Raw genomic sequence first — 25,968 nt, 5'->3', positions numbered from 1 at the left:
GGACAGATCAGGTTCTCTGGTCCGCTTCATATGACAAAATGCTCAGTATGCACCTTCTTGACCCGCTGGACGCCAAAATCCTGCTGTCGCTCGATGCCGATCCGCAGGCCACCGTCCTGTCCCTCTCCCGCACGCTGGGCGTTGCCCGGAACACCGTGCATGCCAGGCTCCGGAGGCTGCTGGGCGATGGCAGCCTGGCCCCCTTCAGCCAGCGGGTCCGCACCGAAGCGCTGGGCCTGCCGCTGATCGGGTTCATCTCGATCTCCATCAGCCAGTCCTCCAGCGACGCTGCGGTTGCGGCGCTGCAGACCATCCCCGAGATTATCGAGATGCACGCCACCACCGGCGATGCCGACCTCCTCGCCAAAGTGGCAGCGGCGGACCCGGCCGGGCTGCACCGGATCACCAACAGGATGCTGGCGATCGACGGCGTCGTCCGCACCAGCACGGCCATGTCGCTGGTGGAGGTTATGCCCGTCCGGACGCTGCCGTTGCTGGAAGCGGTGGCCGGCGGGGCCTGACCGGAACGGCGCTGACCGGCCGGCACTGCAGGGGAAACCTCACACCAGGTCATCCAAGGCATCGATCAACGCATCCACAAACGCCGTCAGGATGGCCGGCTGGGCGCGTCCGGTCATGGTCTGGATCTGCCCCTGCCGCTGCCGCAGCACCGGATGGTCCAGCCGCACGGTCACCAGGTCCTCGCGGTCCCGACGGTCCAGAGACAGGCCGGCCACCAGCGACACCCCCACCCCTGCGCGGGCAAACTCGATCACCGGGTTGATGTGGTCGCTCTGCAGGGTGATGGCCGGGACCAGCCCCTCGATCTGCATGGCCAGGTCAAACAGCTCCCGCTGGCTGGAGCCGGGCGCTGTCACCGCCAGTTTGTACCGGCACAGGTCCTGCATGCTGGCGCTGGGCTGGGTGGCCAGCGGATGGTCCGGGGCCACCAGGGCATACGCCACCGGCATGGGGGTGGAATGCTCCACCGTCACGCGCGGCTGCGGGCCCAGCGAAAAAACAGCCGCCACGTCCGCCTCGCCTTCGGCCACCCGGCGCGTGCCCTCCGAGGAGGTCACCACATCCAGGTGGAACTCGATGTCGTTGTGCTGGCGGCTGAAGCGGGCAATCGCGGACGGCACCCACACCCTGGCAAACCCTTCGGCACAGACCACCCGCAGGGTGCGGGTTTTCCGCTGCACGGAAACCAGGAGCTCCTCGCGGACTGCGGCGCCCTCGGCCTCTGCCCGCCGGACGTACGCCTGAAGCAGCCGGCCGGCCTCCGTGAGCTCCACGCCGCGGGCGTGCCGCGTGAACAGCGGGGTGCCCAGGGACGATTCCAGCTTGTTGATCTGGCGGCTGATGGCGGACGCGGAGACGTGCAGTTTTTCCGCCGCCTGCGTCAGGGTGCCTTCCTGCGCCACCGCATCGAAATACAGCAGGCCTGGCGTCAGCATGTTCATGCGGCGGCTCTTTCACCGTGAGGTTTGCGTTGAAGTCAAAGCTAGTCGACAAAATGATACTGGTTGTTTGCCGTGGGGCCATTTAGCTTTGGACCCGGGAACGTAATCGATGAACGGAAAATGATGCAGCAACGCAATGATCTCTTGGCAGCAGCGGCCGACTTCGTGGATTCCGGCACGTTTGAGGCGGATCTGGCGCGGCTGGTGGCTTACCCCACGGAAAGCTCCACGCCGGAAGGCAGGGTTGCGCTGAAGTCATACCTGGACGACATTATTGAACCCGCATTCCTGGCCCTGGGTTGCACGGTGGCCCGTCATGACTCCTGGCGCGGCGGGCTGAACTCCTTCCTCGTGGCCACCCGGCACGAGGGCGCCGACCTCCCTACCGTCCTTTGCTACGGCCACGCGGACGTGGTGGACGGGCAGGACGCCGGCTGGACCGGGGGCCGCAGCCCCTGGACACTCAGTGCCGAAGGGGACCGCTGGTACGGCCGCGGTTCGGCGGACAACAAGGGCCAGCACTGGATCAATATCGTGGCCCTGCGGCTTCTGCTGGAACGCCGGGGCAGCCTCGGTTTCAACCTGGTCTTCCTGCTGGAGGGCGCCGAGGAAATCGGCTCCCCGGACCTTGCCGAGTTTGCTGCCGAACACCGCAGCGACCTGCAGGCGGATGTCTTCATCGGCTCGGACGGGCCACGGCTGGCCGCCGGCAGCCCCACGGTTTTCCTGGGCGCCCGGGGTGGCGTCAGCTTCGATCTGGTGGCGGACCTGCGGGCCGGCTCCTACCACTCCGGTAACTGGGGCGGTCTGCTCCGGAACCCGGCCACCACCATCTCCGCCGCAGTGGCATCGCTGGTGGACGGCCACGGGATCATCAGGTTGCCCGAGCTGCTGCCCACCGGCATTCCGGAATCCGTGGCCGGGGCCCTGGAATTGATTGACCTGGTCCCCAACCCTGGCGATCCCGCCACCGATCCCGGTTGGGGGGACGGCAGCCTGAGCCCGGCCGAGCGCCTGTACGCCTGGAACACGCTGGAGGTGCTGGCCCTCGGCGCCGGCAACCCGGACAAACCGGTCAACGCCATTCCGGGCTCCGCACGGGCATCCCTGCAGCTCCGCTTTGTTCCCGGGACGGACACCGCGGGCCTTGAAGCGGCGGTCCGGCGGCACCTGGATGCCGCCGGCTTCACCATGGTGGACGTGTCCATGGGCATGTCCTTCCCAGCCAGCCGGCTGGACCCGGACAATCCCTGGGTTGCCTGGGCGGCCGGTTCCCTGGCGGCCACCACCGGGTCCCGGCCGGTGGTGCTGCCGAACATCGGCGGTTCCCTGCCCAGCTTTGTTTTTGCGGACGTCCTGGGCCTGCCCACCATCTGGATCCCGCATTCCCATCCAGGCTGCCAACAGCACGCCCCGGACGAACACCTGCTCGCCGCCGTCGCGCGTGAGGGCCTGCAGCTGGCCTGCGGCTTGTTCCACGACCTTGCTGCCGCGGCCACCCCGCTGGGGATGGCTGCCACCGAATCCGCCCGCTCCGCACCCTGAAACCACTGGAGTCCCCATGAGCATCCCGCAGCAAAAGAACCAGCCCCGTCCGGCCGGTCCCCAGGAAACCGCCGACTCCGGACCGTCAGCCACCCGGGGCATCGTCGCGGCCACCATCGGCAACGCCCTGGAATGGTTCGACATTGCCATCTACGCCCTCCTGGCCATCTACATCGGCCGGAACTTCTTCCCCAGCGACGATCCAGGGGTGGAACTGATCCAGGCCTTCGCGGTGTTCGGCGTCTCGTACCTGATCCGACCCGTGGGTGGCTTGGTGCTGGGCGCGTTTGCCGACAAGCACGGACTTAAAAAAGGCCTCACGGTCACCATCCGGCTGATGGTGGTGGGCACCGCCCTGATCGCCTTTATGCCGAACTACCAGAGCATCGGCATCCTGGCGCCGGTCGGAATTGTCCTGGCGCGGCTGATCCAGGGGTTCTCCGCCGGTGGCGAGTTCGGTGCCGCAACGGCGTACCTGATCGCGCAGAACGGCAAGCGCAAGGGTTTCCTGGGCAGTTTCCAGTTCGCCAGCCAGGGGTTGGGCAGCCTGCTGGCGGCCATCTTCGTGGCCGTGCTGACAACCGTCCTTTCCGATGCGGACATGACGGCGTGGGGCTGGCGGATCCCGTTCCTGTTTGGCCTGCTGGTGGGACCGGCGGGCTTCCTGATCCGCAGGAACATGCGGGAGGTTCCTGTGGCCGTGGACCCCGCCAAGGACGGGCGTGAGCACTCGCCGGTCAAGGAAGTCTTCGCCACCCAGAAAACCGGCATCCTGCTGGCCGGTGGTGCGCTGGCAGTCTCCACGGCCCTGAACTTCATCCTGCAGTACATGCCCACGTTTGCCATCAAGGAACTGGATATGGAGCCGGGCATCGCGTTCACCTCCCTGATCATCACCGGCGTGATCCTCACCTTCGGGACCCCGCTGGTGGGCCACCTGTCGGACCGGTACGGGCGCCTGAACATCATGGTTCCCACGGTGATTGTGCTGATGATCGGCGTGGTGCCGCTCTTCCTCTGGGTGATCACGGCCCGCTCGTTCCTGGTCCTGGCGCTGGTGATGACCATCCTCGGCCTGCTCAAGGCTGCCTACTTCGGGGCGCTGCCGTCAGTGATGTCCGATGCGTTCGATCCGCGGACCCGGGCCACCGGCCTGTCCTTCAGTTACAACACGGCAGTGGTGGCCTTCGGCGGGTTCACGCCGATGATTGCGGCGTTCCTGGTGCAGCAGACCGGGCAGGCTGTGGCCCCCGGCTACTACCTTGCAGTGGTGGCAGTCATCAGCCTTGTGGCGTTGGCCTCCGGCGTGAAGCTCCGCGGGATCCGCTGAGGCGGGACGGCCCGACGCCGCACGCCTGCGCCAGTAGGCGTGCCGGGGCCGGGCTGTCCGCAGTGCCACGGGGTTATGGACAAGCAGCCGCAGCCGTGAATCGTGAGAGCATCATTGAGTGACCGACGACACTTCGCTTGAACTGCCGCCCCTCTACGAATCCCTGACCTGGCTGACCCCGCTCTCCGAGGAACGCGCTGCACGCCTTGTGGCGTTTTTGTCCAACCCGGCACCGGCTGAGGTGCTGGACATGGGGTGCGGATGGGGTGAACTGCTGCTTCGGGTTTTGACGTCGGCCCCGCAGGCACGGGGACGCGGGGTGGACAGTGCTTCCGCATCCATCGACCGGGCGAGGCAACAGGCGTTGACCCGCGGGCTGCTCGACCGGGCGGCGTTTGATTCGATGCCTGCGCGGGAAGCCCGGGTTCGCCCCGCAGACGCTGTCATTTGCATCGGCGCGAGCCAGATCTGGGGGCCGCCGGTCGAGGACGCCCAGCCGCTCGACTACGCCGCGGCCCTGCGCGCCCTTCGGGCTTTGGTGCTTCCGGGCGGCCGGCTCGTCTACGGCGAGGCGATCTGGTCAGCAACACCTCATCTGGCGGCCACCGCCCCTCTGGCTGGACGTGATGACGAGTACCTGTCAGCGGATGCGTTGCGCCAGCAGATCTGCGCCGCTGGTTTCGAGGTGGTGGACAACGACCAGGCAAGCGTTCAGGAGTGGGACGTGTTCGAGGCCGGCTTCCGCGACAGGTTTACCCGTTGGCTGGAAGCACATGATGCGGACCATCCCGCCGCGGAGCAGGTCCGTCGGCGATACGAGGAACAGCGCGCTGCCTACGAAGAGGGCTACCGGGGCGTACTCGGGATGGCGTATTTCTGCCTCAGGGGGTAGGAGACCCCTGCGACTCAGCGATCGCGGAAACCGTAGAGGCTGCCGGGGTTGAGAAACTGCCGCCCCCACAGGAGGCGCCGGTCGGCGCTGGTCAGCATTCCAAAGTCCGCAGCCTCCGCCCAGTGCTCACGAATAGCGTCCTCGATTCGGGCAACGATGGTGTTGGCCTCATCCCTGGTCAGGTCATAGAGACTACGGACGGCGATGAGGTCAGATACGTTGTTCCGCCTTGTCCCTTTCCGGTCATATGCGATGGCCTGCGAAGCCGTCTCTCCGCTACGCCGCATGGGCGAAAGGTCATAGGCGGGGCTGAGTATGGCTACGGATCCGTCCCAGAGCGCCGCGTGGTTCCGAAGGTGGTCGTCGGAGTTGGAGATTGCCATGCTGAACGCGATGCGTCCGAAGAGTTCGGCGGCAGTACCCTCGGGCGCACCGTTGCTGCGAAGAGCGTCCAGAAACTCGACATAACTGCCGCTGCGCGCCTGCAACTCGTCCAAGCCGGTCAGGGTCAGGGCGCTCGTCGCAAGGATGCGCCCGCCGTCGTTCGTTCGGTCGAATCGCTCAACCAGCAAGACAACCCGGCCGAGGACGCTCTCGACGCGGGTTCGAGCGACGTTGAGCCCCGCCTTCCCGGCGAGAAACATGCTCGCTGCCTCTGCCCCGACCACCGGGAAGTGGTCGTTGGACGCGGTGAACTTCGCTATGTACTCGCGACCAGAGTCGTGGATGACGGACTTCGGGCGCGCCCCACCCATCGCTGTACCGCTCAGGAGGGCCCGCTCGAGTTCGAACGGCAGATCGCCGCCGGCTTCAATGAGGTCTGCGGCGTCCAGGAGAGTTTCCAGCGGGGCGGGGGCCGCAGCACGCGGGACGTAGTCGGTGACTGACCTCTGGAAATCGATGGCGCCGAAGCGGTTGGAGCCGGAGTTCAAGAGATATGTGCGTTCATCAAGGTCACCGGTGTCGGCGTCGTCACCGCGGTCACCGGTGACTTGGTACTGAACGACGCGCCGCCCCCAGGCATCTGGCGAAGCGTCGCGCAGGGCCCCAGGTAACCCCCGTGACCCGGTGGGCCCGAACGTTCGCTCGGACAGCGGGAGGGTTGGAGCCAGGGAGATGGCGTTTCGGCGCTCCAGGTACCGCCGGCCGTAGTCGAAGGAGAACTGGCCGGGCGCACCCTCTCGAAGACGGCCAGCGGGCACCGGTGCGGTGGCCTCGGGCAGCCACGCCCAAACATATATGTCAGAAGTCGAGGCCATCGTCGTTGTCCCGCTTCTTGTCGACACGTGTGGGAAGCAGTGCGAGTCTTTCCTCGCCTCGTCGGCGGAGCGCGATGAGTTCACTGGGGTCGTCGACCCCGAACAGGGGGACGCCAACGATCGACGCAACATTGAACACGTTGCCGATACTGCCCGCGGCGCTTCCGTGCTCGATGGCCGCAAGGGTTTTCCGCGTAATGCCAGCTGTGCCAGCGAGGTGCTCGGCGGTCATCCCTCGCGCAACGCGCGCCATCCGAATTTGCTGCCCTAGCACGGCAACCGCGTCCTCGGCAGTGCGGGTTAGACCAAGTTCTCGACGTCCCATGGGTAATAGTTTACCCCTAAAGCACATTTATGGGTAAACTATTACCCATTCAAGTTTGTGCGAGAAGGTGGCTATCAGTGAGCGCGTCGTCGTCGCGACAGTTGCCTTTGACCTGCCGGGCGCCAGGGTGGGAACTGTACGTAACGGAACAATTTCTCCCATTTCCTCACGGCAAACCATTGACCTCGTCAAGCAGCACCTGATAAAACAAAAAGGCAGAAAGCGTTTACTGCTGCTGTAAAGCCCCTGTCAAAAGTAGTGACAGGCGCCTTTCGGCCGAGAAATGAAACGTTCCAAGCCCGTTAGCGCGCCACCTCAGGTGCCGCAGCATCAAAGGAGATGTTCTTTGACTTATCCCTCGCACAACAAATCCCTGCAGGACCCCGGCTGCCGCAGTCGCGGCTGGAAAACCGTCCCGCTTGCGGCCGCCGCGTCGATAACGGCAGCAGCACTGGCCTTCACGGGTGTGTCCCTGGCCCAGGCTGCCCCGGGAAATCCGGGCCAGCCGGCAGCCGGCGCCACCGCGCTCAAGCGGCAGGTTGAAAACCTGGACCGGGCGCCCGTTGCGGTGCTGACAGACCAGGGTGTCACCTTGGGCTGGCGGATGCTGGGCCTGGACAAGGACAGCATCGGCTTCCAGGTTCTCCGGGACGGCAAGCAAATCACCAAGCAGCCCATCCGGGACACCACCACCTTCGTTGATCCCGCCGGTACGGCCGACTCGAAATATGTCATCAAAACCGTGGGCAACGGCAACGGCCAGGACAAACTCAGTGTGGAATTCACCCCGCTGGCCCAGGACTACCTGGCCGTCCCGCTGGACAAACCGGCGGACGGCATCGCCCCTGACGGCAAGGCGTACACCTACTCCGCCAACGACTCCAGTGTGGCGGACCTGGACGGCGACGGCAGCTACGAGATCATCCAGCTCTGGAACCCGTCCAACGCCCAGGACAATTCCAAGGCCGGGTACACCGGCAACGTGTTTGTCGATGCCTACAAGATGGACGGCACCAAGCTGTGGCGGATCGACCTGGGCCGGAACATCCGGGCCGGGGCACACTATACGCAGATGCTTGCCTACGATTTTGACGGCGATGGCAAGGCGGAAGTGGCCTTCAAGACGGCGGACGGTACCACGGACGCGGCAGGCACCGTCATCGGGGACGCCGCGGTCGATTACCGAACAAGCGCCGGCTACGTGCTGTCCGGCCCGGAATTCCTCACGGTCTTCAAGGGGGCCGACGGCACCATCATGGACACCGTTCCGTACGATCCGCCGCGCGGATCCGTGGCCTCCTGGGGGGACAACTACGGCAACCGGGTGGACAGGTTCCTGGCCGGCGTCGCTTACCTCGACGGCGAGAAGCCATCCATGATGTTCAGCCGCGGCTATTACACCCGGGCGGTCCTGGTCACCTATGACCTGGTGGACGGCAAGCTGGTGAAGCGCTGGACTTTCGATTCCGACGTCGCCGGCGACCAGTACAAGGGCCAGGGCAACCATAACTTGTCCGTGGCCGACGTTGACCAGGACGGCAAGGACGAGTTTGTCTTTGGCTCCATGACCATCGACGACGACGGAACCCCGCTGTACAACACCAAGCTGGGCCACGGCGACGCCATCCACACCGGAGACCTGGACCCGGCCCGGCCCGGCCTGGAAACGTTCGCGGTCCACGAAAGCATGAGCCAGAGCGGCAACCGGGGCGCCACCTTCCGCGATGCCGCCACCGGTGAGGTGCTGTGGAGCATCCCCGCCATCAAGGACACCGGCCGCGGCGCCACCGGCGATATCGACCCGCGATTCCCCGGCTCCGAGAGCTGGGCCGTGGGTGGCGACGCCGCCTGGAACTCACCCGTGGGGTTCCTTATGTCAGCCAAGGGGGAACGGATCTCCGACAAAATTCCGGCCGCCAACTTCATGGCCTGGTGGGACGGCGACCTGCTCCGCGAAATTGTCGACCACAACTTTGATGCCGTAGCGGGCGTGGGCGTTCCCACCATCTCCAAATGGAACTGGGAAACCGAAACCAGCGATAACCTGCTGACCGCCACCGGCGCCCGCACCAACAACCACACCAAGGGCAACCCGTCGCTCCAGGCTGACCTCCTGGGCGACTGGCGGGAGGAACTGGTCTTCCCGTCGACGGACAGCACCGAACTGCGGATCTACACCAGTACCTCACCCACCGAAATCCGGCTCCGCACCCTGATGCACGATCCCATGTACCGTACCGGCGTTGCGCGGGAGACCGTGGGCTACAACCAGCCCCCGCACCCCAGCTTCTACCTGGGCGAGGGCATGGCCACCCCGGCCATGCCGGCCGTGACCTATGCCGGCAGCGGCGAGTAGCAGCAAGCAGAAACCTGCGTGCCAACCGCACCGACTTTTACCTCATAGCGCCGGTCGTCCCCAAAGGGGCGGCCGGCGCCGGTATTCCCGGGTTCGTCGGATATGCTCCCGTCATGCGTCTGGCGATCATCGGTGCCGTCCTGCTGGCCGCCGGCGGCGCAGCAGCCCTTTTTGGTGTGGTTCCGGCCGCTGATTTCGGGGCACTCGTTGAGCGCGTCGCCCCCATCCTGGTGTTTGTGGCGGCCATGACCGTGGTGACCGAGCTGGTCAGCGAGGCCGGCCTGTTCCAGCTCATGGCCCGGCGTCTGCGGAAGTGGGGCCGGGGAAGCAGCGTCCTGCTGTGGCTGCTGGTGTCAGCTGCCGCCTGTGTGACCACCATCTTTCTGTCCCTGGACACCACGGCAGTCCTGCTGACACCCGTTGTGGTGACCCTGGCACGCCAGGCAAAGCTCCCGCCGCTGCCCTTTGTCCTCACCACCGTGTGGCTGGCCAATACGGCCAGCCTCCTGCTGCCCATCTCCAACCTGACCAACCTCCTGGCCCAGCACGCGATGGGCGGGATCACGCCGCTGCAGTTTGCCCGGCTCATGCTTGCGCCGGCGTTGGTGGCCATCATCATTCCGCTGGCGTTCATCGCAGTTGTTTTCCGCAAGGACCTGGCCCGGAAGTACCAGCCACCACTGGACGCCGCTCCGCAAAACGTGCCGGACCGGGTCCTGCTGTACGGCAGTGCGGGCGTTTTGGCCGTCCTGCTGGTCATGCTTGTTTCCGGGGTGCCGGTGTGGGTTCCCTCGACGGGCGCGGCCCTCATGCTCGCCGTGATCTTCGCGGTCCGGAGGCGGGCAGTGCTCTCGCCGTTGCTGGTGCCGTGGTCGCTGCTGTTGTTCGCCTCAGGCCTGTTCCTGGTCATGGAAACAGCCCAGCACCTGGGGGCGCCCGCGCTGCTGTCCGCCCTGTCCGGCCAGGGGGACGACGCCGGGGAGCTGCTCCGCTTGGCCGCCACCGGCATGGTGGGCGCCAACCTGCTGAACAACCTGCCGGCCTACCTGGCCCTTGAAGCAGTTGCAGGGTCCCCGCTCCGGCTCGCGGCGCTGCTGATCGGCGTTAATGCAGGCCCGCTGATCACGCCCTGGGCCTCTCTGGCCACACTGTTGTGGCACGACCGGTTGCAAAAAATGAACGTGTTGATTTCCTGGAAGGGGTTCGCCGTCTTCGGCCTGCTGGTGGGACCGCTGACAGTCTTGGCGGCCGTCGCAGCCCTGGCACTGACGGCCGGTTAGGTACGGGCGGTTTTGGAACGGCAGGTTAGGGAAGGGGCGGTTCGACAACCGCTGTTAGGGAACGGCCGACGCCGGACCCGCCCCCGGCAGCCCGGAGGCGGGATCGCGGCGCAGGGTCAGGGCTGGCGCAGGTTGTTGTTGATGGGCGGCAACGGGACCGCCGGCAATCCGCCGTCTTCGCGCTCGCCCTTGCTCGCAAGGTCTCCCTCAGCCGTACCGTCGGATTCTCCGGACGTGTCCACCAAACCGTTCGTCTGGTCAAAGGTGTGGCCGATCCTGTCATCCCCCAGGTCGGCGACGGAACCCGCCGAGCCAGTGCCCGGCGTTGTGCTTTCCACCGGAACGTCCACCACGGGGGTGGCGGCCGGACTGCCGGCCCCAGCGGCCGGCACAGGTTCCACTGTGACGGGAGGAACGGTTCCCCGTGTTGTGTCGTCCTGCTTTGAAGTGACGGCGCCCACGGCGGCAACGGCGCCGGCGGCGGCTGCGACGCCCAAGCCTGCGGCTACGGCTCCTGAGATGCCCGCCTTGCCGGAATCCCCACGCGAACCGGCGGCGTCCTCGACGCCGGGCGTGCCCACGGTCCCGCCCTGGTCCACGGTCCCGCGCCAGGCTCCGCTGGCGTAGCCTTCGTCCTCGATGAACTCCTTGAAGCGCTGCAGGTCGGCCTCGGCCTGGCGGTCCACGACATTGAGTTTGTCACCGACTTTTTCGATCAGGCCTTCCGGTTCGTATTCGAGGGTCAACTGCAGGGACGTCTGACCGCCGCCCACATCCTCGAACTCCACGGCGCCAGCATTGGTGGCACCCTCGGTTGCCGCCCAGGCAACCCTGCGGTCCACCACCTGCTCCAGGATGCGGGCCTCCCACTGGCGGCGGATGCCACCGATCTCGGCCACCCATTCCAGCCGGTCGTCGCTGAGCTGCCGGACACTCTTGACTCCGCCCATGAAGTGCGGGAACTCTTCGAACTGGGTCCACTGGTTGTAAGCAGTGCTGACCGGAACGTTGACCAGAATGCGTTTTTCCACCTTGGTGCTCATCGCTACTCCTTTGCTGTCTACACGAACCTGAGGAACATTCGAGCATTCATCAGTATGCTTACCATATAGCGTCGAAGACCCGGATTCCAGAGGGGCCGGAGGGGATCAGGTTTGGCGACAGTCCCGGTTGGGTGTGAAGGCGGGGCCTGATTTCTCCGGCAGAGCCGGTCACTGGCCGGACCTGTACACGATCGAGTCGAAGACGGTGCGCGCCTCGTTGGTCAGCTCCGGATTGATCGCTTCGTGGAATTGGACCACCCAGCTCACGGCGCGCTGCCCGTAGAGGTCGACCACCCGGTACGCTTCATGCTCTTCCCGGGTTGAGTACCAGCGTGTGCATTCGTTGGAGAGTTCTGAGTGGATGCAGAACTTGCCGCGGTCGCAGGCTGTGACGTCCATGTTGCCCTCGATGGCGTGGTCGAACTCGAAGCCGGAATAGTTGCCAACCTTGACCTCCACGGGAGGGGTGCTCGCCGTTGACGCCTGCGCCGTGACCGCGTCGACGAAGGCCTTGGCCGACGGATCGATCCGGACGAGAGCGCCCTCCCACGCGCAAGCGTCCGTCGGCACATAGCCGGCGGACCACCAACCCACGAAGACTGCCATGTCATCCGGGTGATCCGGGTCGTCTTTGCGCAGGCCATCGCCGTCTTCACTGGACCAGCCGGCTGGGACGGTGATCTCAAAAGGCACCGGGTAGCCGGGGGCGAGGACGAGGTAGGTGCCGGCGTCAATTTCGCCGCCGTCAGGCAGTGGCGGGATCGTGGCGGTGCCGCCGCCGTCCGGCCCCGGCGGAACCGCGCCAGCCTCGGTGGCCGGAGCAGGGGAGGGCAGGCGGGAGGCGTCCTTGGACTCATACTCGCAGGCGCCGAGACATCCGAGCAGGGCGATTGCCACCAAGGGCACGAGATGACGGAAACGCCTGGCAGTCCTTCCGGGGGGCGTCACGGGGCGCATCGATCCACCAGGCCGCTACAGGAAACTGTGAGGCCCCGCAGCCGGGTGGCCCCGCGGGCGGCACGGGATAGTGCCGTCCATTCAAGTTTGCTCCGGCACGGAACCCGTGACAATGGAGAGTTGTACGGGACCCGTTTCGACGCATGCAATCCCCGAAATGACAGGCGCGCCGTGGCGGCGTTCAGATATGCCCATCCCTCCGCCAGGCACACCATACCGCCGCTGGATAGGCCGGACCAGAGCCCATGATCATGGGCTTCGGGACGCTTCCGCCAACGCCCGAAGGGCCCCTTTGGGCGTACCGGTGGCCGCGGTTCGGCACGGCGGTTCGGCACGGCGGTTCTGCAGGGCGGACGACGGCGGCACCCGGGTTCCGTTGCCGGCCCGGCCGAGTGCCGGCGTCGTCCGTCTTTGTGGTTCAGCGCAGGTGCTTGCCTATCAGTGCCAGGTTCTGGATGACGGCGAGGCCGAACTGGGCGGTGTCGTTGGTGGACACCGTTGGCGCCTCGTCCACCGGCAGCAGGACGTACGGGGGTTCAATGCTCCGCAGCGTAAACGCCGATTCGTGGTTGAGGTGCTCGCCGCCCTCGGCGAAGCTTTCCCATGCGCGGGCGGCCAGGTCCGGATCGTCCAGCCGGGCGGCGGCCCAGGCAGTCAGCCGGCTGTGCGCCTGGGTGAGGTAGATCCCGGGCAGCGGCAGGCCAACGGCTTCCTCCTGCTCCGCAGGCGTGGCGAGGAAGAGCCGGCAGTACTGCAGCCAGGCCCGTTCGAAGTCCGGGTCCTGCACCAGGTCCACCAGTTCGCTGCAGATTTCCACCAGGCCGAAGACCGCGCTGAGGTGGGACACCTGGATCAGGTCCCGGCTGGTGTCGAACCGGCCGGCGTCCAGGTTGTACAGCGCTTCGCCGGTGAGGAAGCCGTGCTTGAGTTTGCCGATGTCCGCCATGGTGCCCAGCATCCGCTCGCGGGACCGCGGGTTGCCGGTGCGCTCCCAGTCGGTGAGCCAGGTGGCGGCCAGCGAGCCCCAGTCCGTGCCAAGGCCCACGCCCAGCGCTGCGCGGTCCGGGCGGTACGTGTCGGCGTCGGGCCGGACCTTGCGGACGGGATCAAGCCCCAGGAAGTTCGTGTCGCTGTCCACCAGCTCCGTGAGCAAATCGCCGGTGCGTTCGTCGGCCGTGAGGTAGTAGTAGAACCGGCGGTAGGCAGGGGTGCTGATGCGCAGCTGCTTGGCGCTGCAGCCCCAGTGCTGGACGTTGTGCCGGGACCCCAGGCCGCGCCACGGACCCAGGTGGTAGACGTCCACCTCGCCGGTGTGCCGGGTCATGGCTTCGGCGAACCGGAAGATGTCCGCCCGGCCCGAGCGCAGGTACGAATACCAGAGCCACAGGTCCGGGGAGAGCTCGGAGTTGTCCCACGCGTAGCCGCCCACGTCGTACCGCCATACGTGCCGGTCGAAGTCGTAGGTGTGCATCACATCGCCGTAGTTCCAGAAGCCGTACCAGCGGCGCTGCTCCACCTGGCCCTGGTAAAAGTCGAACAGGAAGTCCAAGCTGTCCTCAAGCCTGGCGCGCGCTGCGGTGCTGCGGTCCACGGGATCCCAGTCGCCGAACACCCCCGCCGAGTGCAGGTAGTCCGGGCCGGCCTGCAGCAGTGCCGGTGCGGCAGCCATCGCGGCGTCCGCGGCGAGGCTTTCGGTTTCCGGGGTGGCACCGTAGGCGAAGAGAGTTAACTCATGGGTGCGGGCAATGCCGGTGGGGTTGCCGAAGCCGGGCTCGTAGTCCTCGTAGGTGATTTCAAGGCCCTCGAGCTGTTCGGCGAATGTGTCCTGCCCCAACCCGTCGTGGTAAAACCGCAGGTCCATGGGCTGGGCTTCGGGGGAGTAGAGCCAGGCGGTCAGCGAGGCTTCCCCCGTTGCCGCGCCCCGGATGTCCAGCTGGCCCGGGTGGGACTGCCAGAAATCCTTGATGCCCACGCCCAGCCCGCCCCGGGTGTCCGTCAGCGAGCAGAACCCTGCGGACCGGGTTCCCCCGGAGATGCCCACCCAGGCATGCCCGGTGGCCGTGCGTTTCCGGAGTTCGAAACCGTCAGCGCTGAGCTGGGTCAGGGTGTAGTCGTTCCAGGCCGGGATCAGGTGCAGGCGTCCGGAAACCTCCGGGTTCCAGCTCTCCGCGGGCGGGGTGGGCCGGCCGGCAAGCTGCGCAGCCCTGGTTTCTTCGCCGGGATCCCGGCGAAGGCCCGTCAGGCCGCGGACGGCCTCGGCCAGGAAACCGCCGTCAGCTCCGGCGATCCTGATGTGGCGGTTGTGCAGCTCCGCCTCCAGCGGCACCGTGAACCGGATCCCCAGCCCGGCCAGGAAGTCCCGGTCCGCATCGCCGTCCCAGATAAAGGAGTGCACCACCCGCACGCTGCGGGCGTTGGCTGAAAAGTAGAACCGCACCACAAACGGCAGCCAGTGGCTGCGTCCGCTGTCCGAGGCATCCGGACGGTGCCGGCCGTCAACGCGGACCACCGCCCGGACCGGGCCGTCCTGTTCCAGCACGACGGCGGTGACCTCCCCGCTGAAGGCTTCCCGGCTGGCCGTTCCGGCGCCCTCGGGGATTTCGTCCTGCAGCAGGCTGACCAGGCGGGCGTCCCGTGCCACGGTGCGGCCGTCACGGGTGAGGCTGCTGAACAGTGTGGTGCCGCTGCGCGGAAGGACCATCCGGAGCTTTCCGGTATCCACGGTGATGGCGTCAGGTGCTTCGGTGATGTGCAGGACGGGTCCGGGAGCAGGGGCGGCGGCAGCGGCATCACGGCCGCTCGTGTCGACTCCTGGCCCACCTTCGCCGGTGCCTGGCCCACCTTCGCCGGTGCCTGCGGCGCTTCCACCCGCGCCTGCCGCGCTTCCACCCGCGCCGACGCGGTACCCCGCCGCCGGTGTACTGCTCGCCGGCAGGGCCAAGCCCGCCCATTTCAGGGATCCGTCAGGCCACGTGGCGAGGGTCCAGGCCTGGCTGGACACCGGTGCGCCGAGATCGTCCGTCACGTTGAGGAGTTCCGGGCCTGCCACGGAACCGCGGGCAAAGGGCATGCCCCACGTGGTGCCGCCGCTGATCTCAGCCGGCGCTTCGCCGTCGAGCCATCTGATGGGGGTATTGACCGTCATGGGATCCAAATCCGTAGGGAGGTGGTGCGCTGCAGACGCCGCACTATCGTCCGGGAAAGCGCTTTCTGATTCGTTTCAATTTAGTCCGCCGTGACGGCCAAGGCAAGGGCCCGCCGCAGTCAGGTGTCTTCTTTCCGGCTGGATCGCTTTCCGCTCTGGCCGCGGCCGGGCAACTGTGCTTGGCTGATGATGCAGTGAGCAGCACCGTCGCAGCTCATCCGGCCGGTCTCCCATAATCGGTGCCCGCTACCGGCAGGGTCCGGCAGTCAGCACTCCGGAAACCAGCACCGCGGCAGCACGCCGCCGGAAGAATTGCGGCGGACCTTGTTGGCAGGATCCAAGCACGGCCGGCCTGAGCCGGCCACGGAAGGAACGCGCATGGCACCGTACAAGATCGGCTATTTCGTGGGGAGCCTGGCAGCGGGCTCCATCAACAGGATCCTGGCCAAGGCCCTGATCTCGGTGGCCCCGGACGACCTGGAGTTCACGGAAATCCCCATCAAGGACCTGCCGCTGTACAGCTACGACTACGACGCGGACTTTCCACCCGCCGGCCGTGCGCTGAAGGAGGCCATCGAAGCCTCTGACGGAATCCTGTTCGTCTCACCCGAATACAACAGGTCCATCCCCGGCGCCCTGAAGAACGCCATCGACTGGGGTTCCCGGCCGTGGGGCACCAACTCATTTGCCCGGAAGCCCACGGGCATCATCGGCACTTCACCGGGCAGCATCGGCACCGCGGTGATGCAGTCCTCGATGCGCAGCGTGCTCAGCTTCCTGGACGCACCGCAGCTCAACGCCCCGGAGGCCTACGTTAAGTACGACGCCGGTGCCTTCGGCGACGACGGCGAGGTCAAGGACGAGGCCACCCGCAAGTTCCTGAGCCACTACATGGAGGAATACGGGGCTTTTGTTGAACGGGTCCTGGCGGCCAACGCGCCCGGCCATATCGGCGATGCAGAGCCTGACGAGGGCAAACTCTCCCGCTGACGAACCACGCGGCGCCGGCCAGGCCGTGACCTAGTCGAGTGGCAGGGTCACGGTCACGCTGGTGCCGGCGCCCGGGGTTGAGTTGATGTCCAGGGAACCGCCTGCCTCATGCACTGCCACTGCCATCAGACGCAACCCATAGCCGTGGTGCCGCCCGCAAGTGGCGCTGTGGCTGTCAAAGCCTGTGCCGTCGTCGGCCACCACCAGGCGGATACCGTGGTGCACCGCCGAAAGCTGCACCGTGAGCCGGGACGCATCCGAGTACTTGAACGCGTTGCTGAGGGCTTCGCGGGCGGACTGGTACAGAAGGGTGGCGCAGTCCGGCGGGATCTCGATGCCCCAGTGCGGAGTGTCCCAGTTGATGGTGGTGCCGCGCCGGCGCAGGGGCCCGGTGAGGCGGTCGATGCATCCGGCCAGCCCCAATGCGTGGAAGTCCAGCGGATGCTGGTCCGTGAGGACGCCATCCACTGCGATGACGCCGTCGTCAAGAGCTGCCCTCTGTGCCATGCCGTTTCCTGCTCCCCATAAGCTGGTTGGTCTGATGGCACCAGCGTGAACCCGCAATGTCAGGGCCCTGCAAGGTTTGGGTCAAGATCCCATCAATTCTGCCCGGCGGGTGCGCTGAACTACTGTGGCCCTTGGGGCGTCCCGCCACGGGAACAGCCCCGCCGGAGTGGTTCCTGCGGGAACCGGAGAGTGGGATCGTATGCAGGTGTGGCTGCAGGCGTTTGCGTGGGGTACTGCCGCGGGGGCGGCGCTGGTGCTGGGAGCGGCCGTGTCCTGGCGCTGGAAGCTGCCGCCCAAGGTGGTCTCCACCGTGATGGCGTTCGGCGCGGGCGTGCTGATCTCCGCCCTGGCCTTCGAACTGGTCGATGAAGCGGTGGCCGGCGGCGGGCTGTGGCCCACGGTGGCAGGGTTCATGGCGGGCGCGGTGGTGTACGTCGGCGCCAACATGCTGCTGGCCCGGGCCGGCGCCAAACACCGCAAGCGTTCCGGCGGCCAGCAGCCGTCCGAGCAGGACAGCCCCGGCAGCGGGTCCGCCATCGCGGTGGGCGCATTGCTGGACGGCGTGCCCGAGTCCGTGGTCCTGGGTGTGGGCATGCTGGCGGGCGGCGCCGTCAGCCCGGCCATGATGGCTGCCGTTTTCATCTCCAACGTCCCCGAGGGGCTGTCAGGGACCGCCGGCATGAAAAAATCCGGCCGCAGCGCCGGCTACGTTTTTGGCCTGTGGGGCGGCATCGCGCTGCTGTCCGGGCTGGCGTCGCTGCTGGGATACGTGGCGCTGGAGAACGCTTCCGGTGAGCTGGTGGCCTTCATTACCTCGGTTGCCGCCGGCGGCATCCTGGCCATGCTGGCCGACACCATGATCCCCGAGGCGTTCGAGGAGCACCACAACCTCACCGGCCTGACGGCTTCCTTGGGCTTCCTCACCGCCTTCACGGTCCACCACCTGGGCGGCTCGTAAACCCGGGCGGCCGGCACGCTTCCACGGACCGTATGACGGCGGCGCTGCAGCCAAGTGCCGCGCCGCTGAATCCCGTAAACCCCGGGGACGGCGGGGTTCAGAAGTGTACGCCGCCGCCGCCTTTAGGCCCGTCATGATCTTGACCCAAGCTTGCGGTTTTCCTGCCTGATCGGTGCCAAATGCTTGCGTTTCCGTTGGAACACTCTCAGCAAGGAAATGTTGCTGCGGAGGATCGACGGGAATCATGGAAGACACACAGACGGGGCCGCAGGGCGAAGAACTCCGCCCCGGACCCACCACGCAAGGGGGTCCGGCACGGATCACCGTGCTGGTTCCCGCGCACAATGAAGAAGCCGGGATCCTTGAGACCCTGACCTCCCTGCAGAACCAGACGCTGGTCCCGGACCGCATCATCGTTGTGGCCGACAACTGCACCGACGCCACCGAAGCCATCGCCGTGGCCGCGGGCGCAGAGGTGGTCCGGACCGTGGGCAACACCGACAAGAAGGCCGGCGCCCTCAACTACGTCCTGTCCGGGCTCCTGCCCACCGGCAAACCGGAAGACATGATCCTGGTCCAGGACGCCGACTCCCAGCTGTCCCACGACTTCATTGAGCTCGCCGTAGGCCACCTGCTCTCCGATACCCGGCTTGGCGCCGTCGGCGGCGTTTTCAAGGGCGGCCACGGCGGCGGATTTGTGGGCCACCTGCAGCGCAACGAATACGCCCGCTACGCCCGCGACGTCCGCCGGCTGAACGGCAAATGCCTGGTGGTGACCGGCACCGCGGCACTGTTCCGGGTCCGGACCCTGCGCGACGTGGTGGCGGGCCGGCTTTCCGGCGCCCTGCCTCCCGGAAACGGCAGCGGCGGCGTCTACGACACGTCGGTGCTCACCGAGGACAACGAACTCTCCTTCGCCCTGCTGACACTCAAGTACCGGATCCTTTCGCCGGCAGACTGCACCCTGGTCACCGAAGTGATGCCCACGTGGCGGGAACTGTGGGCCCAGCGGCTCCGCTGGAAGCGCGGCGCCGTGGAGAACTGCGTGCAGTACGGCTGGACCTGGGTCACCAAGCCCTACTGGGGCCGCCAGATCCTGGCCATGGTGGGTGTGGTTGTCACCATCGCCTACTTCAGCACCATCGCGTTTGCGCTGATCAGCGGCGCGGGAATGAACATCCAGCCCTTCTGGCTGGCCGTGACCGGCGTGTTCATCCTCGAGCGCGTGATCACCGTCCGGCTCCGCGGCTGGCGCTACATGCTTGCCGCCGCCACCATGTACGAAATCGTGATTGACCTGTTCCTGCAGGCGGTCCATGCGAAGGCCTATGCCGACGCAGCATTCAACAAAAAGAAAGCCTGGTAACACCATGTACAACAACCCCGCACTTCCCGCTGCCGCAGGCGCCGGTTCCGGAACCCTGGCCATGACCGGCGCAGGGGACATCTTCTGGTTCGCGCTGGCGGCCTTCGCCCTCCTGGCCCTGGGACTGGCCATCCAGCGGATCGTCCCGGTCCGCACCAGGAAGTCCTAACGAAGCTCCTGCCGGGCAGGGCACGCATCCGGAAACCGGATTCGCCCTGTCCGGCAGGGTAAGTCCCGCAGCCCGCCGGGCTACGGGTTGACCACGCTGGAGCAGCCGTTGGCGTCGCAAACCTTATAGGCGTAGTCGGCGGTTCCCTTGTACCTGTGGGGGAAGCTTCCGGTGTTGGGCACCACCTTCTGGATGTTGTTCATCCAAAGCGTGACAGTGTCCCCCTGGGCTCCCGTCCACTTCATGCTGTTGGTGGTGTAGCCGCCGGTGTACGTGCTGGTGGCCGCCCGGAGGCTGATGGCCGGCGCCGGGGCTGCCACAAATGAAAAATCGCGGATCCTGACGGTCTCCGCCTTAACAGCGGCCGGATTGCCGCCCCCGCCGCCGGTGACCCACAGGTTGAAGTGCACCTGTTCCTGGGCCGGGACCGGCACCGTGGATCCTTCCAGGACCGTCCGCTTCAACAGGGCACCGGTGTAGCCGGTGCCCGCGAAGGTCTCAAAGGTGATCCTGCCGGGTTCCCACACCATCCTGTGGGTGGTGATGGAACTTGAGGTGACGCCGAACGTGACAGTGTTGTTGCCCTGTCCCGGCGGTTTGGTGGCATCAAACCAGTAGCCGTGGCCCTGGGTCACCGGCCATGATTCGCCGTAGCTTGCGCCGCCGCCCCACGCCGAAGCCTCGCACAGGTCGATCTCGTTGTAGCCGGGCTCCGCATCCGGGTCGTACGTGAAGAGGCAGCCCCACACCACTTCCTTCTGCAGGATGCTGAGGTCCTTCTCCACGGTGGTGCTGTAGGTCCCGTAGCCGAATCCCTTGCGGGTTGACTGGAATTCCGAGGCCACGGGTGCGGTGCCGGTGGGGTTGGTCAATTTCATGGAGATGTAGCCGTTGGCATCCGGGTTAACAACATTCGCAGCGGCAAATTGCCCGTTGAATTGGGGTGAGCCGCCCCAGAAGCGCTTTTCCCAGTTAAAACCCTTCCAGCTGAAACTCCCGGCCGGACCCGGATTCGGGTCCATGGGGGTTGTGTCTGCAGCATTGGCGGGAGGGATGGTGGCCAGCATGGCCAGGGCCGCGGTGAAGATCATGGCAGCCGTCCGGGTCCGGCGGAGCCGTGATGAGACCGGAGAAGAAGAACGAGACATGCAGGCCCCTTTGTCAGTTGCTCCCAGCGAGCAAGTACGCCGCTTTCTGGCGTAGCTAGATCATGGGGCACAACAATGGGAGTTTGCAATAGGGGAAGTCCTTCAAGAAGCTTCAGTATTCCGCTCAGGATAAACGCAATTTCAGCGCAATTTCCAGCTGGTACGCTTTCCGCCCGTTATGGTTTCCGCACCCGGATTTATAGCGGTAAATTTGCATGTTATGAAGGGAATTGCAGCCATCTTTTTGTCGAGGCGCTCCGAACAGCTGAGGGAAATGCGCGGCACATAAGTGCTGAAATTTCCGCCGTCCGCACGTCACGGGACGCCCAGGGCCGGCTTCCGGACCGCAGGCCCACCGGACCACCGCGGCCGGACCCAAGGCAAAAGGACGTGAAAAGCATGGCCCAACGCGGCATGGCGTTAGTGGTGGAGGACGACGAGGAAACCAGGGGGCTGCTGGAAAAAGTGCTCCAGCAGGCCGGGTTCACCGTCCATGCCGTGGGTACCGGCCAGGAAGCTGTGGCGGCCGTCCGCGAGTTCCACCCTGACGTGGTCACCATGGACGTGGGGCTGCCCGACTTTGACGGGCTTGAGGCCGTGCGCCGGATCCGTTCCTTCAGCGACGCCTACCTCATCATCATCTCCGGGCAGGCGGACGAGGCCGACGCCCTGATGGGCTTCGAAACCGGCGCTGACGACTACCTGGTGAAACCCTTCAGCCCGAGGGAGCTGCGCGCCAGGATCGCGGCCTTGCTGCGCAGGCCCCGGAGCATCGGTGCCGTTCCGGCGGAAGCTGCAGGCGAGGGGGCCGCGCCGGGTCCATCGCTGCCTGCCGCGCCTGGGGTGCCTGCCGCCGTCGTACCTTTTCCGTCCCTGCATGCCCCCGCACCGGACGGCCCGGCGGACCTTGCCCACCGCGGACTGACCGTGGACCCTGCCGGGCGGCAGGCGGCGTTGGACGGACAGCCGGTGGAGCTGTCCGCCAACCAGTTCGACCTGCTGGTGATCCTGATGGAAAACGGCAGGAATGTCCTCACGAAGGCGCAGCTGGTGCGGCAGTTGCGGCAGGAACGCGCCGATTCGCGCTCGTTTGTCAGCGCCGGTGAGGAGCGGTCCCTCGGTGCGCAGGTGGCCTCCCTGCGGCAGCGGCTGGGTGACGATTCGCGGCAGCCGCGGTGGCTGGAGACGGTCCGCGGCGTGGGCTACCGAATGACGCAGTAGGCAGAATTTCCCCGGCGGAGCAGGTTCTTTTGCCGCACCGGGCTGTTAGCGTGAAAGCCCGGGCTATTAAAGGAGATGCCATGTCCATCAACTCACCCGAATCGCTGCCGCCGCAGGACCCGGACAAGGACAAGGACAAGGACCGTTCCGCAGGCAAAAAGGACGCGGACGACGGCGGGATCCCCGGCGGGAGCGACGGCGTAGGCATCGGTGCGGACACGGAACCCAACAGCTTTGAGCCCGAAGAGGACCCGGAAGCCACAGAGAAATCCTGACGGCGTCAGCCGGCTGTTGACGGAAGCCAGGCCGGGAGGGGCGGTGTAGCCCCCGGCCGGGGGCTCCCGGTTGCGTCGAGAGAACCGTTTAAGTGGTGTGGCGACGGGCTGTTTGGGCGTTGAAGAGGGCTGCTGCTGTTGTGGCGTCATAGGTGGTGACGGTGAGGCTGTAGCCGTTGGGTCCGTGGACGCGGAGAGCTTCCCCGTTGCGGAAGATCAGGCCGATGGAGCTGGAACCTCCTACGCGGATGCCCCAGCCGAGGAACTCGGACAATCCGTGCACGTTGACTACCTCGGCGGCCGCTCCCGGGCTGGCCGGGACTGCGAAGCGGCCTAAGCCGAGGAGTGTGGTGCAGGTCAGGCCCTTGTGGTCGACGGTGATGGTCCATCGGCCGGTGGTAATCCCCAGCGCCAGTAATATCCCGCCAGGGATGGCCAGGCCCCAGACCGGTGTGGTGCTGCCAAGGATGATCAGGGTTAGCCCCGGTAAGCCACCGCCGAGCAGACACACCCAGGCGGTGGTCGTGGTGGTCCACACGGCGAGCTCGTTGGGTTCCAACTCGAGGGCCGGAGTGGGTGTGGTGCCCGCGGCCGGGGTCGCGAGCGGGCGTCCGCCGGCGATGAGGGCTGTGAGGATTCCGTAGGCGAGGCTGAGCGCCGCGGTGACGCCCATGATGGTGCGTGGGTCGGGGGCAAGCTGTGGGTCCGTGAGCCCGACCTGGCCATTGAGCATGACCGGAAGCGACGCGGCAGTGAAGACGGCGATTCCTGCGAGGGCGGCGATGGAGATGCGCCGCCCCCATCCGGTGAGTTTGCCTGTCCACTTCAAGAACACCAGGAAGATCAGCACCCCCGCGGACGGAACAGCGAGGGAGAGTACTCCTTGCCAGAGTGGTGCGACGGTAATGACGTCCTGAGTGGACCAGTCCCATTTTTGGGCGACGGGCGCCGGCAGCCGACCGCTCCAACTGAAGGTAAGGGCGAGGGCGCCGAGGAGCACTGCCGCTGTGGGTAGGAACGCGCCGAGCCAAAACCGTGGATCTGGTTCGGTCACCGAGCGGTGTGTTGTATCCGTCGTCATGAAGCTTTTCCCCTGTCGAGTCGTTGGCGGAACAGCGCAAGAGTCGTCTCGGTCGAGAGACCCAGGCCTGCGAGTTGTCGGGCTGCTTCGTCGAGAATCCGTGTGGCGTGTTCGCGGGATGCCGTTTCGGGTGCGGTCACAACAGCACCCCGTCCGCGGCGCAGCTCGATCAAGCCCTGCCCGCGCAGGTCCTGGTAGGCGTGCAGAACGGTATGCAGGCTTACGCCGAGCGATTCACCGAGCGCCTTTGCTGCCGGCAGCCGTTCCCCATCGACGAGTGAGCCCTCCAGGATTCCTTGACGGATCGCGCCGGCAATCTGCTCATGGAGGGGCGACGCGTAATCTGGCGTCAAACGGATCAGCATACGCTCATTCTATTATTATATTGCAACTATAACAATGCCCGCCAGTGATCGACTCGTCACCCGGCCCCTCGAACAGTCAATGGCCGCGCAGGAGGACCAGTGGCGGGAACTGGCCGGCCGGCACCACCTGAGCGAACCCCACCTGGATCGAAGCTGATTCCCTGACCGCCTTTCGCGTCCCGGGGCCGGGACCGCAGGGGCCAGGTCCGGGGGCACGTCTGGAGTATTAGAAGGCGTAGGGCCCGAACCGGAAGATGGCCACCAGGAGCGCCAGGACACCCGGTGGATACGTCCATCAGCCAGGACGAAGCAGGAGAACCTGGCCGAATTTTCCTGCCGCACCCCGCCTCAACACCCGGCCTGCGGTCGTAAACTGACCTTCGGTTCATTGCGAGCCTGAGTCTTTTGAGGACCGTTGGATGCTGTGGAAACTGCTTGTTGAATACCTGCGGCCGCACCGCAGGCTGCTGGCCGCCGTCGTCGTTTTCCAGCTGGCGCAGTCCATTGCGTCGCTGTACCTGCCCACCCTGAACGCGGACATCATCGATGAGGGTGTGGCGAAGGGCGATACCGGGTTCATCCTGGGACTGGGCGCGGTGATGCTGGTGATCACGCTGGCGCAGATCGCCTGCTCCATCGTCGCCGTGTACTTCGCGGCCAAAGCGGCCATGGGTGTGGGCCGTGACCTCCGCGGCGCCATCTTCACCAGGGTAGGTGAATTCTCCGAGCAGGAAGTCACCAGATTCGGGGCTGCCAGCCTGATCACCCGGTCCACCAACGACGTCCAGCAGGTCCAGCAGCTGGTGCTGATGAGCGCCACCATGCTGGTGACGGCGCCAATGCTGAGTATCGGCGGGGTGGTCATGGCGGTCCGGCAGGACGTGCAGCTGTCCTGGCTGATTGCCGTCAGTGTCCCGGTGCTGCTGATCGCCGTCGGCCTGATCACCGTGCGGATGGTGCCGCTGTTCCGGCAGATGCAGAAGCGGATCGACACCGTGAACCGGGTGCTCCGCGAGCAGCTCACAGGCATCCGGGTGGTGCGTTCCTTTGTCCGGGAGGACATCGAGACGGCCCGGTTTGCCCGCGCCAACGAGGACGTGACGGACACGGCGTTGCGGGCCGGCCGGCTGATGGCGCTCGCATTCCCGGTGGTGATGCTGGTGCTGAACGTCTCGAGTGTGGCGGTGATCTGGTTCGGGTCCTTCCGGATCCAGGACGGGTCCATGCAGGTGGGCACCCTCATCGCCTTCCTGAGCTACCTGATGCAGATCCTGATGTCCGTTATGATGGCCACGTTTATGGCCGTGATGATTCCGCGGGCGGCGGTGTCCGCGGACCGGATCGGCGAGGTGCTGGGCACCACGTCCAGCGTCCGGCCGCCTGCCCGGCCCATGGACCGCCGGGAACGGCAGGATGGTGTGCGGGGCGCGGAACTGGAAATGGCCGACGTCGGCTTCTCCTACCCGGGTGCCGAGCAGCCGGTCCTGTCCGGGATCAGCTTCACCGCGCGGGCGGGGCAGACCACGGCGATCATCGGCAGCACCGGGGCCGGGAAGACCACGCTGGTGAACCTGATGCCCCGGCTCTTTGACGCCACGTCCGGGTCCGTGCGGATGGACGGCGTGGATGTGCGTGAACTGCATCCGGACCAGTTGTGGGGGCACATCGGCCTGGTGCCGCAGCGGCCCTACCTGTTCAGCGGCACGGTGCGCAGCAACCTGCAGTACGGCAAGCCGGACGCCAGCGAGGAGGAGTGCTGGGCAGCGCTGGAAACGGCGCAGGCGCGGGACTTTGTGGAACGGATGGAGGGCGGGCTGGATGCGCCCATCAGCCAGGGCGGCACCAACGTTTCCGGCGGGCAGCGGCAGCGGCTGGCCATTGCGCGGGCGCTGGTGAAACGGCCCGAGCTGTTCATTTTTGATGACTCGTTTTCCTCGCTGGACACCGGCACGGACGCCCGGCTGCGGCAGGCGCTGCACCGGAACACCGCCGGCGCCACGCTGGTGGTCATCGCCCAGCGGGTCTCCAGCATTGTGGACGCGGACCAGATTCTAGTGCTCGACGACGGCACGATCGTGGGGCGCGGAACGCACAGTGAGCTGCTGGCGAACTCGGAGACGTACCGGGAGATTGTTTCCTCCCAGCTCTCGGCGGAGGAGGCGGTCTGAGCCCGGCGCCGATGTCCGGCACTGGCGGATCCTGGCTGGCTGTGGCCCGGTGCGAGGCACCCGACGCCCAGGGAACCCTGCGAACTTGGTCCGTAGACCGAAAAGCTGCCACCGCCTTTGGGCTC

24 protein-coding genes are annotated in these 25,968 nt (G+C 66.2%); 14 read left to right on the top strand and 10 right to left on the bottom strand.

The genetic code is table 11. From position 1 onward, the window contains the following. Positions 1-38: 38 nt before the first annotated feature. Positions 39-521, top strand: coding sequence for an Lrp/AsnC family transcriptional regulator (locus tag ACRB8A_RS16835; protein ID WP_050685027.1), 483 nt, complete (start codon positions 39-41; stop codon positions 519-521). Between the two features lie 39 nt (positions 522-560). Here ACRB8A_RS16835 and ACRB8A_RS16830 read toward each other — a convergent pair whose 3' ends face one another. Continuing rightward, positions 561-1,463, bottom strand: a complete 903-nt coding sequence (locus tag ACRB8A_RS16830) for a LysR family transcriptional regulator (protein ID WP_432245172.1) — start codon at positions 1,461-1,463, stop codon at positions 561-563. 120 nt (positions 1,464-1,583) lie between these two features. Between ACRB8A_RS16830 and ACRB8A_RS16825 the strand changes: the two genes are divergently transcribed. From ACRB8A_RS16825 to ACRB8A_RS16815, 3 genes are all read left to right on the top strand, one after another. Further along, on the top strand, positions 1,584-3,008 hold the full coding sequence (locus ACRB8A_RS16825; RefSeq protein WP_050685025.1) for a M20 family metallopeptidase: 1,425 nt from the start codon (positions 1,584-1,586) through the stop codon (positions 3,006-3,008). Between the two features lie 16 nt (positions 3,009-3,024). Then, positions 3,025-4,338, top strand: a complete 1,314-nt coding sequence (locus ACRB8A_RS16820) for an MFS transporter (protein ID WP_056598482.1) — start codon at positions 3,025-3,027, stop codon at positions 4,336-4,338. Between the two features lie 118 nt (positions 4,339-4,456). Next, on the top strand, positions 4,457-5,230 hold the full coding sequence (locus ACRB8A_RS16815) for a methyltransferase domain-containing protein (protein WP_432245171.1): 774 nt from the start codon (positions 4,457-4,459) through the stop codon (positions 5,228-5,230). Positions 5,231-5,244: 14 nt separating this feature from the next. Here the strand turns inward: ACRB8A_RS16815 and ACRB8A_RS16810 are convergent, their stop codons facing one another. Both ACRB8A_RS16810 and ACRB8A_RS16805 read right to left on the bottom strand, forming a co-directional pair. Further along, positions 5,245-6,489, bottom strand: coding sequence for a type II toxin-antitoxin system HipA family toxin (locus tag ACRB8A_RS16810; protein WP_432245170.1), 1,245 nt, complete (start codon positions 6,487-6,489; stop codon positions 5,245-5,247). Next, on the bottom strand, positions 6,473-6,742 hold the full coding sequence (locus ACRB8A_RS16805) for a helix-turn-helix transcriptional regulator (RefSeq protein ID WP_432246058.1): 270 nt from the start codon (positions 6,740-6,742) through the stop codon (positions 6,473-6,475). Before ACRB8A_RS16805 ends, ACRB8A_RS16810 begins: the two co-directional genes overlap by 17 nt. Positions 6,743-7,097: 355 nt before the next feature. On the opposite strand from ACRB8A_RS16805, the gene ACRB8A_RS16800 reads away from it, so the two are divergent. After that, on the top strand, positions 7,098-9,170 hold the full coding sequence (locus ACRB8A_RS16800; protein ID WP_432245169.1) for a rhamnogalacturonan lyase: 2,073 nt from the start codon (positions 7,098-7,100) through the stop codon (positions 9,168-9,170). 113 nt (positions 9,171-9,283) lie between these two features. Further along, the gene (locus ACRB8A_RS16795) at positions 9,284-10,450 is read left to right on the top strand and encodes an SLC13 family permease (RefSeq protein ID WP_432245168.1); all 1,167 of its coding nucleotides are present in this window, start codon (positions 9,284-9,286) and stop codon (positions 10,448-10,450) included. Positions 10,451-10,566: 116 nt separating this feature from the next. Here the strand turns inward: ACRB8A_RS16795 and ACRB8A_RS16790 are convergent, their stop codons facing one another. The 3 genes from ACRB8A_RS16790 to ACRB8A_RS16780 form a co-directional block, all read right to left on the bottom strand. Beyond that, the gene (locus ACRB8A_RS16790) at positions 10,567-11,493 is read right to left on the bottom strand and encodes an SRPBCC family protein (protein WP_432245167.1); all 927 of its coding nucleotides are present in this window, start codon (positions 11,491-11,493) and stop codon (positions 10,567-10,569) included. Between the two features lie 168 nt (positions 11,494-11,661). After that, positions 11,662-12,399: a hypothetical protein gene (locus ACRB8A_RS16785; RefSeq protein WP_432245166.1), complete on the bottom strand. Its 738-nt coding sequence runs from the start codon at positions 12,397-12,399 to the stop codon at positions 11,662-11,664. A gap of 469 nt (positions 12,400-12,868) precedes the next feature. Beyond that, a complete protein-coding gene (locus tag ACRB8A_RS16780) occupies positions 12,869-15,595 on the bottom strand; it encodes a Tat pathway signal sequence domain protein (RefSeq protein WP_432245165.1) in 2,727 nt (908 codons plus the stop codon). A 378-nt stretch (positions 15,596-15,973) separates the two neighbouring features. Between ACRB8A_RS16780 and ACRB8A_RS16775 the strand changes: the two genes are divergently transcribed. Next, positions 15,974-16,585: an NADPH-dependent FMN reductase gene (locus ACRB8A_RS16775; protein WP_050685016.1), complete on the top strand. Its 612-nt coding sequence runs from the start codon at positions 15,974-15,976 to the stop codon at positions 16,583-16,585. Between the two features lie 30 nt (positions 16,586-16,615). On the opposite strand, the gene ACRB8A_RS16770 is transcribed toward ACRB8A_RS16775, so the two are convergent. After that, positions 16,616-17,092 (bottom strand): sensor histidine kinase, encoded by a 477-nt coding sequence (locus ACRB8A_RS16770; RefSeq protein WP_050685015.1) that lies wholly within the window; start codon positions 17,090-17,092, stop codon positions 16,616-16,618. A gap of 199 nt (positions 17,093-17,291) precedes the next feature. On the opposite strand from ACRB8A_RS16770, the gene ACRB8A_RS16765 reads away from it, so the two are divergent. The 3 genes from ACRB8A_RS16765 to ACRB8A_RS16755 all read left to right on the top strand — a co-directional run bounded on the left by ACRB8A_RS16765 (position 17,292) and on the right by ACRB8A_RS16755 (position 19,585). Further along, on the top strand, positions 17,292-18,050 hold the full coding sequence (locus tag ACRB8A_RS16765; RefSeq protein WP_432245164.1) for a ZIP family metal transporter: 759 nt from the start codon (positions 17,292-17,294) through the stop codon (positions 18,048-18,050). A gap of 244 nt (positions 18,051-18,294) precedes the next feature. Continuing rightward, complete coding sequence (locus ACRB8A_RS16760; protein WP_082178239.1) at positions 18,295-19,416, top strand: glycosyltransferase; 1,122 nt, start codon at positions 18,295-18,297, stop codon at positions 19,414-19,416. Between the two features lie 4 nt (positions 19,417-19,420). Beyond that, positions 19,421-19,585 carry a hypothetical protein gene (locus ACRB8A_RS16755; protein ID WP_164468848.1) on the top strand — a complete coding sequence of 55 codons (165 nt, stop codon included), beginning with the start codon at positions 19,421-19,423 and terminating at the stop codon, positions 19,583-19,585. Between the two features lie 80 nt (positions 19,586-19,665). Here ACRB8A_RS16755 and ACRB8A_RS16750 read toward each other — a convergent pair whose 3' ends face one another. Next, positions 19,666-20,733 carry a glycoside hydrolase family 16 protein gene (locus ACRB8A_RS16750; RefSeq protein WP_432245163.1) on the bottom strand — a complete coding sequence of 356 codons (1,068 nt, stop codon included), beginning with the start codon at positions 20,731-20,733 and terminating at the stop codon, positions 19,666-19,668. 399 nt (positions 20,734-21,132) lie between these two features. Here ACRB8A_RS16750 and ACRB8A_RS16745 point away from each other — a divergent pair, with 399 nt between their 5' ends. Next, positions 21,133-21,954: a response regulator transcription factor gene (locus ACRB8A_RS16745; RefSeq protein ID WP_432246057.1), complete on the top strand. Its 822-nt coding sequence runs from the start codon at positions 21,133-21,135 to the stop codon at positions 21,952-21,954. A gap of 80 nt (positions 21,955-22,034) precedes the next feature. Next, on the top strand, positions 22,035-22,229 hold the full coding sequence (locus ACRB8A_RS16740) for a hypothetical protein (RefSeq protein WP_432245162.1): 195 nt from the start codon (positions 22,035-22,037) through the stop codon (positions 22,227-22,229). Between the two features lie 88 nt (positions 22,230-22,317). On the opposite strand, the gene ACRB8A_RS16735 is transcribed toward ACRB8A_RS16740, so the two are convergent. Together ACRB8A_RS16735 and ACRB8A_RS16730 are read right to left on the bottom strand one after the other, a co-directional pair. Beyond that, a complete protein-coding gene (locus tag ACRB8A_RS16735) occupies positions 22,318-23,310 on the bottom strand; it encodes a hypothetical protein (RefSeq protein ID WP_432245161.1) in 993 nt (330 codons plus the stop codon). Next, on the bottom strand, positions 23,307-23,675 hold the full coding sequence (locus ACRB8A_RS16730) for a GntR family transcriptional regulator (RefSeq protein WP_432245160.1): 369 nt from the start codon (positions 23,673-23,675) through the stop codon (positions 23,307-23,309). The genes ACRB8A_RS16735 and ACRB8A_RS16730 overlap by 4 nt, the downstream gene beginning before the upstream one ends. A gap of 34 nt (positions 23,676-23,709) precedes the next feature. Between ACRB8A_RS16730 and ACRB8A_RS16725 the strand changes: the two genes are divergently transcribed. After that, on the top strand, positions 23,710-23,832 hold the full coding sequence (locus ACRB8A_RS16725) for a hypothetical protein (RefSeq protein WP_432245159.1): 123 nt from the start codon (positions 23,710-23,712) through the stop codon (positions 23,830-23,832). 262 nt (positions 23,833-24,094) lie between these two features. Further along, on the top strand, positions 24,095-25,843 hold the full coding sequence (locus tag ACRB8A_RS16720) for an ABC transporter ATP-binding protein (protein WP_432245158.1): 1,749 nt from the start codon (positions 24,095-24,097) through the stop codon (positions 25,841-25,843). The last annotated feature ends 125 nt before the right edge of the window (positions 25,844-25,968 follow it).

The organism is Arthrobacter sp. G.S.26, from assembly GCF_050847375.1.
Taxonomy (GTDB): domain Bacteria; phylum Actinomycetota; class Actinomycetes; order Actinomycetales; family Micrococcaceae; genus Arthrobacter.
This window is presented reverse-complemented; position numbering and strand designations above follow the sequence as displayed.

Excerpts from the sequence above, each read along its gene's own strand:
- ACRB8A_RS16790 (WP_432245167.1), bottom strand. The coding sequence starts at position 11,493 with ATGAGCACCAAGGTGGAAAAACGCATTCTGGTCAACGTTCCGGTCAGC.
- ACRB8A_RS16745 (WP_432246057.1), top strand. The coding sequence starts at position 21,133 with ATGGCCCAACGCGGCATGGCGTTAGTGGTGGAGGACGACGAGGAAACC.
- ACRB8A_RS16775 (WP_050685016.1), top strand. The coding sequence starts at position 15,974 with ATGGCACCGTACAAGATCGGCTATTTCGTGGGGAGCCTGGCAGCGGGC.
- ACRB8A_RS16810 (WP_432245170.1), bottom strand. The coding sequence starts at position 6,489 with ATGGCCTCGACTTCTGACATATATGTTTGGGCGTGGCTGCCCGAGGCC.
- ACRB8A_RS16765 (WP_432245164.1), top strand. The coding sequence starts at position 17,292 with ATGCAGGTGTGGCTGCAGGCGTTTGCGTGGGGTACTGCCGCGGGGGCG.
- ACRB8A_RS16770 (WP_050685015.1), bottom strand. The coding sequence starts at position 17,092 with ATGGCACAGAGGGCAGCTCTTGACGACGGCGTCATCGCAGTGGATGGC.
- ACRB8A_RS16720 (WP_432245158.1), top strand. The coding sequence starts at position 24,095 with ATGCTGTGGAAACTGCTTGTTGAATACCTGCGGCCGCACCGCAGGCTG.
- ACRB8A_RS16735 (WP_432245161.1), bottom strand. The coding sequence starts at position 23,310 with ATGACGACGGATACAACACACCGCTCGGTGACCGAACCAGATCCACGG.
- ACRB8A_RS16750 (WP_432245163.1), bottom strand. The coding sequence starts at position 20,733 with ATGTCTCGTTCTTCTTCTCCGGTCTCATCACGGCTCCGCCGGACCCGG.
- ACRB8A_RS16795 (WP_432245168.1), top strand. The coding sequence starts at position 9,284 with ATGCGTCTGGCGATCATCGGTGCCGTCCTGCTGGCCGCCGGCGGCGCA.
- ACRB8A_RS16725 (WP_432245159.1), top strand. The coding sequence starts at position 23,710 with ATGCCCGCCAGTGATCGACTCGTCACCCGGCCCCTCGAACAGTCAATG.
- ACRB8A_RS16755 (WP_164468848.1), top strand. The coding sequence starts at position 19,421 with ATGTACAACAACCCCGCACTTCCCGCTGCCGCAGGCGCCGGTTCCGGA.
- ACRB8A_RS16780 (WP_432245165.1), bottom strand. The coding sequence starts at position 15,595 with ATGACGGTCAATACCCCCATCAGATGGCTCGACGGCGAAGCGCCGGCT.
- ACRB8A_RS16800 (WP_432245169.1), top strand. The coding sequence starts at position 7,098 with ATGAAACGTTCCAAGCCCGTTAGCGCGCCACCTCAGGTGCCGCAGCAT.
- ACRB8A_RS16730 (WP_432245160.1), bottom strand. The coding sequence starts at position 23,675 with ATGCTGATCCGTTTGACGCCAGATTACGCGTCGCCCCTCCATGAGCAG.
- ACRB8A_RS16825 (WP_050685025.1), top strand. The coding sequence starts at position 1,584 with ATGATGCAGCAACGCAATGATCTCTTGGCAGCAGCGGCCGACTTCGTG.
- ACRB8A_RS16740 (WP_432245162.1), top strand. The coding sequence starts at position 22,035 with ATGTCCATCAACTCACCCGAATCGCTGCCGCCGCAGGACCCGGACAAG.
- ACRB8A_RS16835 (WP_050685027.1), top strand. The coding sequence starts at position 39 with ATGCTCAGTATGCACCTTCTTGACCCGCTGGACGCCAAAATCCTGCTG.
- ACRB8A_RS16830 (WP_432245172.1), bottom strand. The coding sequence starts at position 1,463 with ATGAACATGCTGACGCCAGGCCTGCTGTATTTCGATGCGGTGGCGCAG.
- ACRB8A_RS16805 (WP_432246058.1), bottom strand. The coding sequence starts at position 6,742 with ATGGCGCGCGTTGCGCGAGGGATGACCGCCGAGCACCTCGCTGGCACA.
- ACRB8A_RS16820 (WP_056598482.1), top strand. The coding sequence starts at position 3,025 with ATGAGCATCCCGCAGCAAAAGAACCAGCCCCGTCCGGCCGGTCCCCAG.
- ACRB8A_RS16760 (WP_082178239.1), top strand. The coding sequence starts at position 18,295 with ATGGAAGACACACAGACGGGGCCGCAGGGCGAAGAACTCCGCCCCGGA.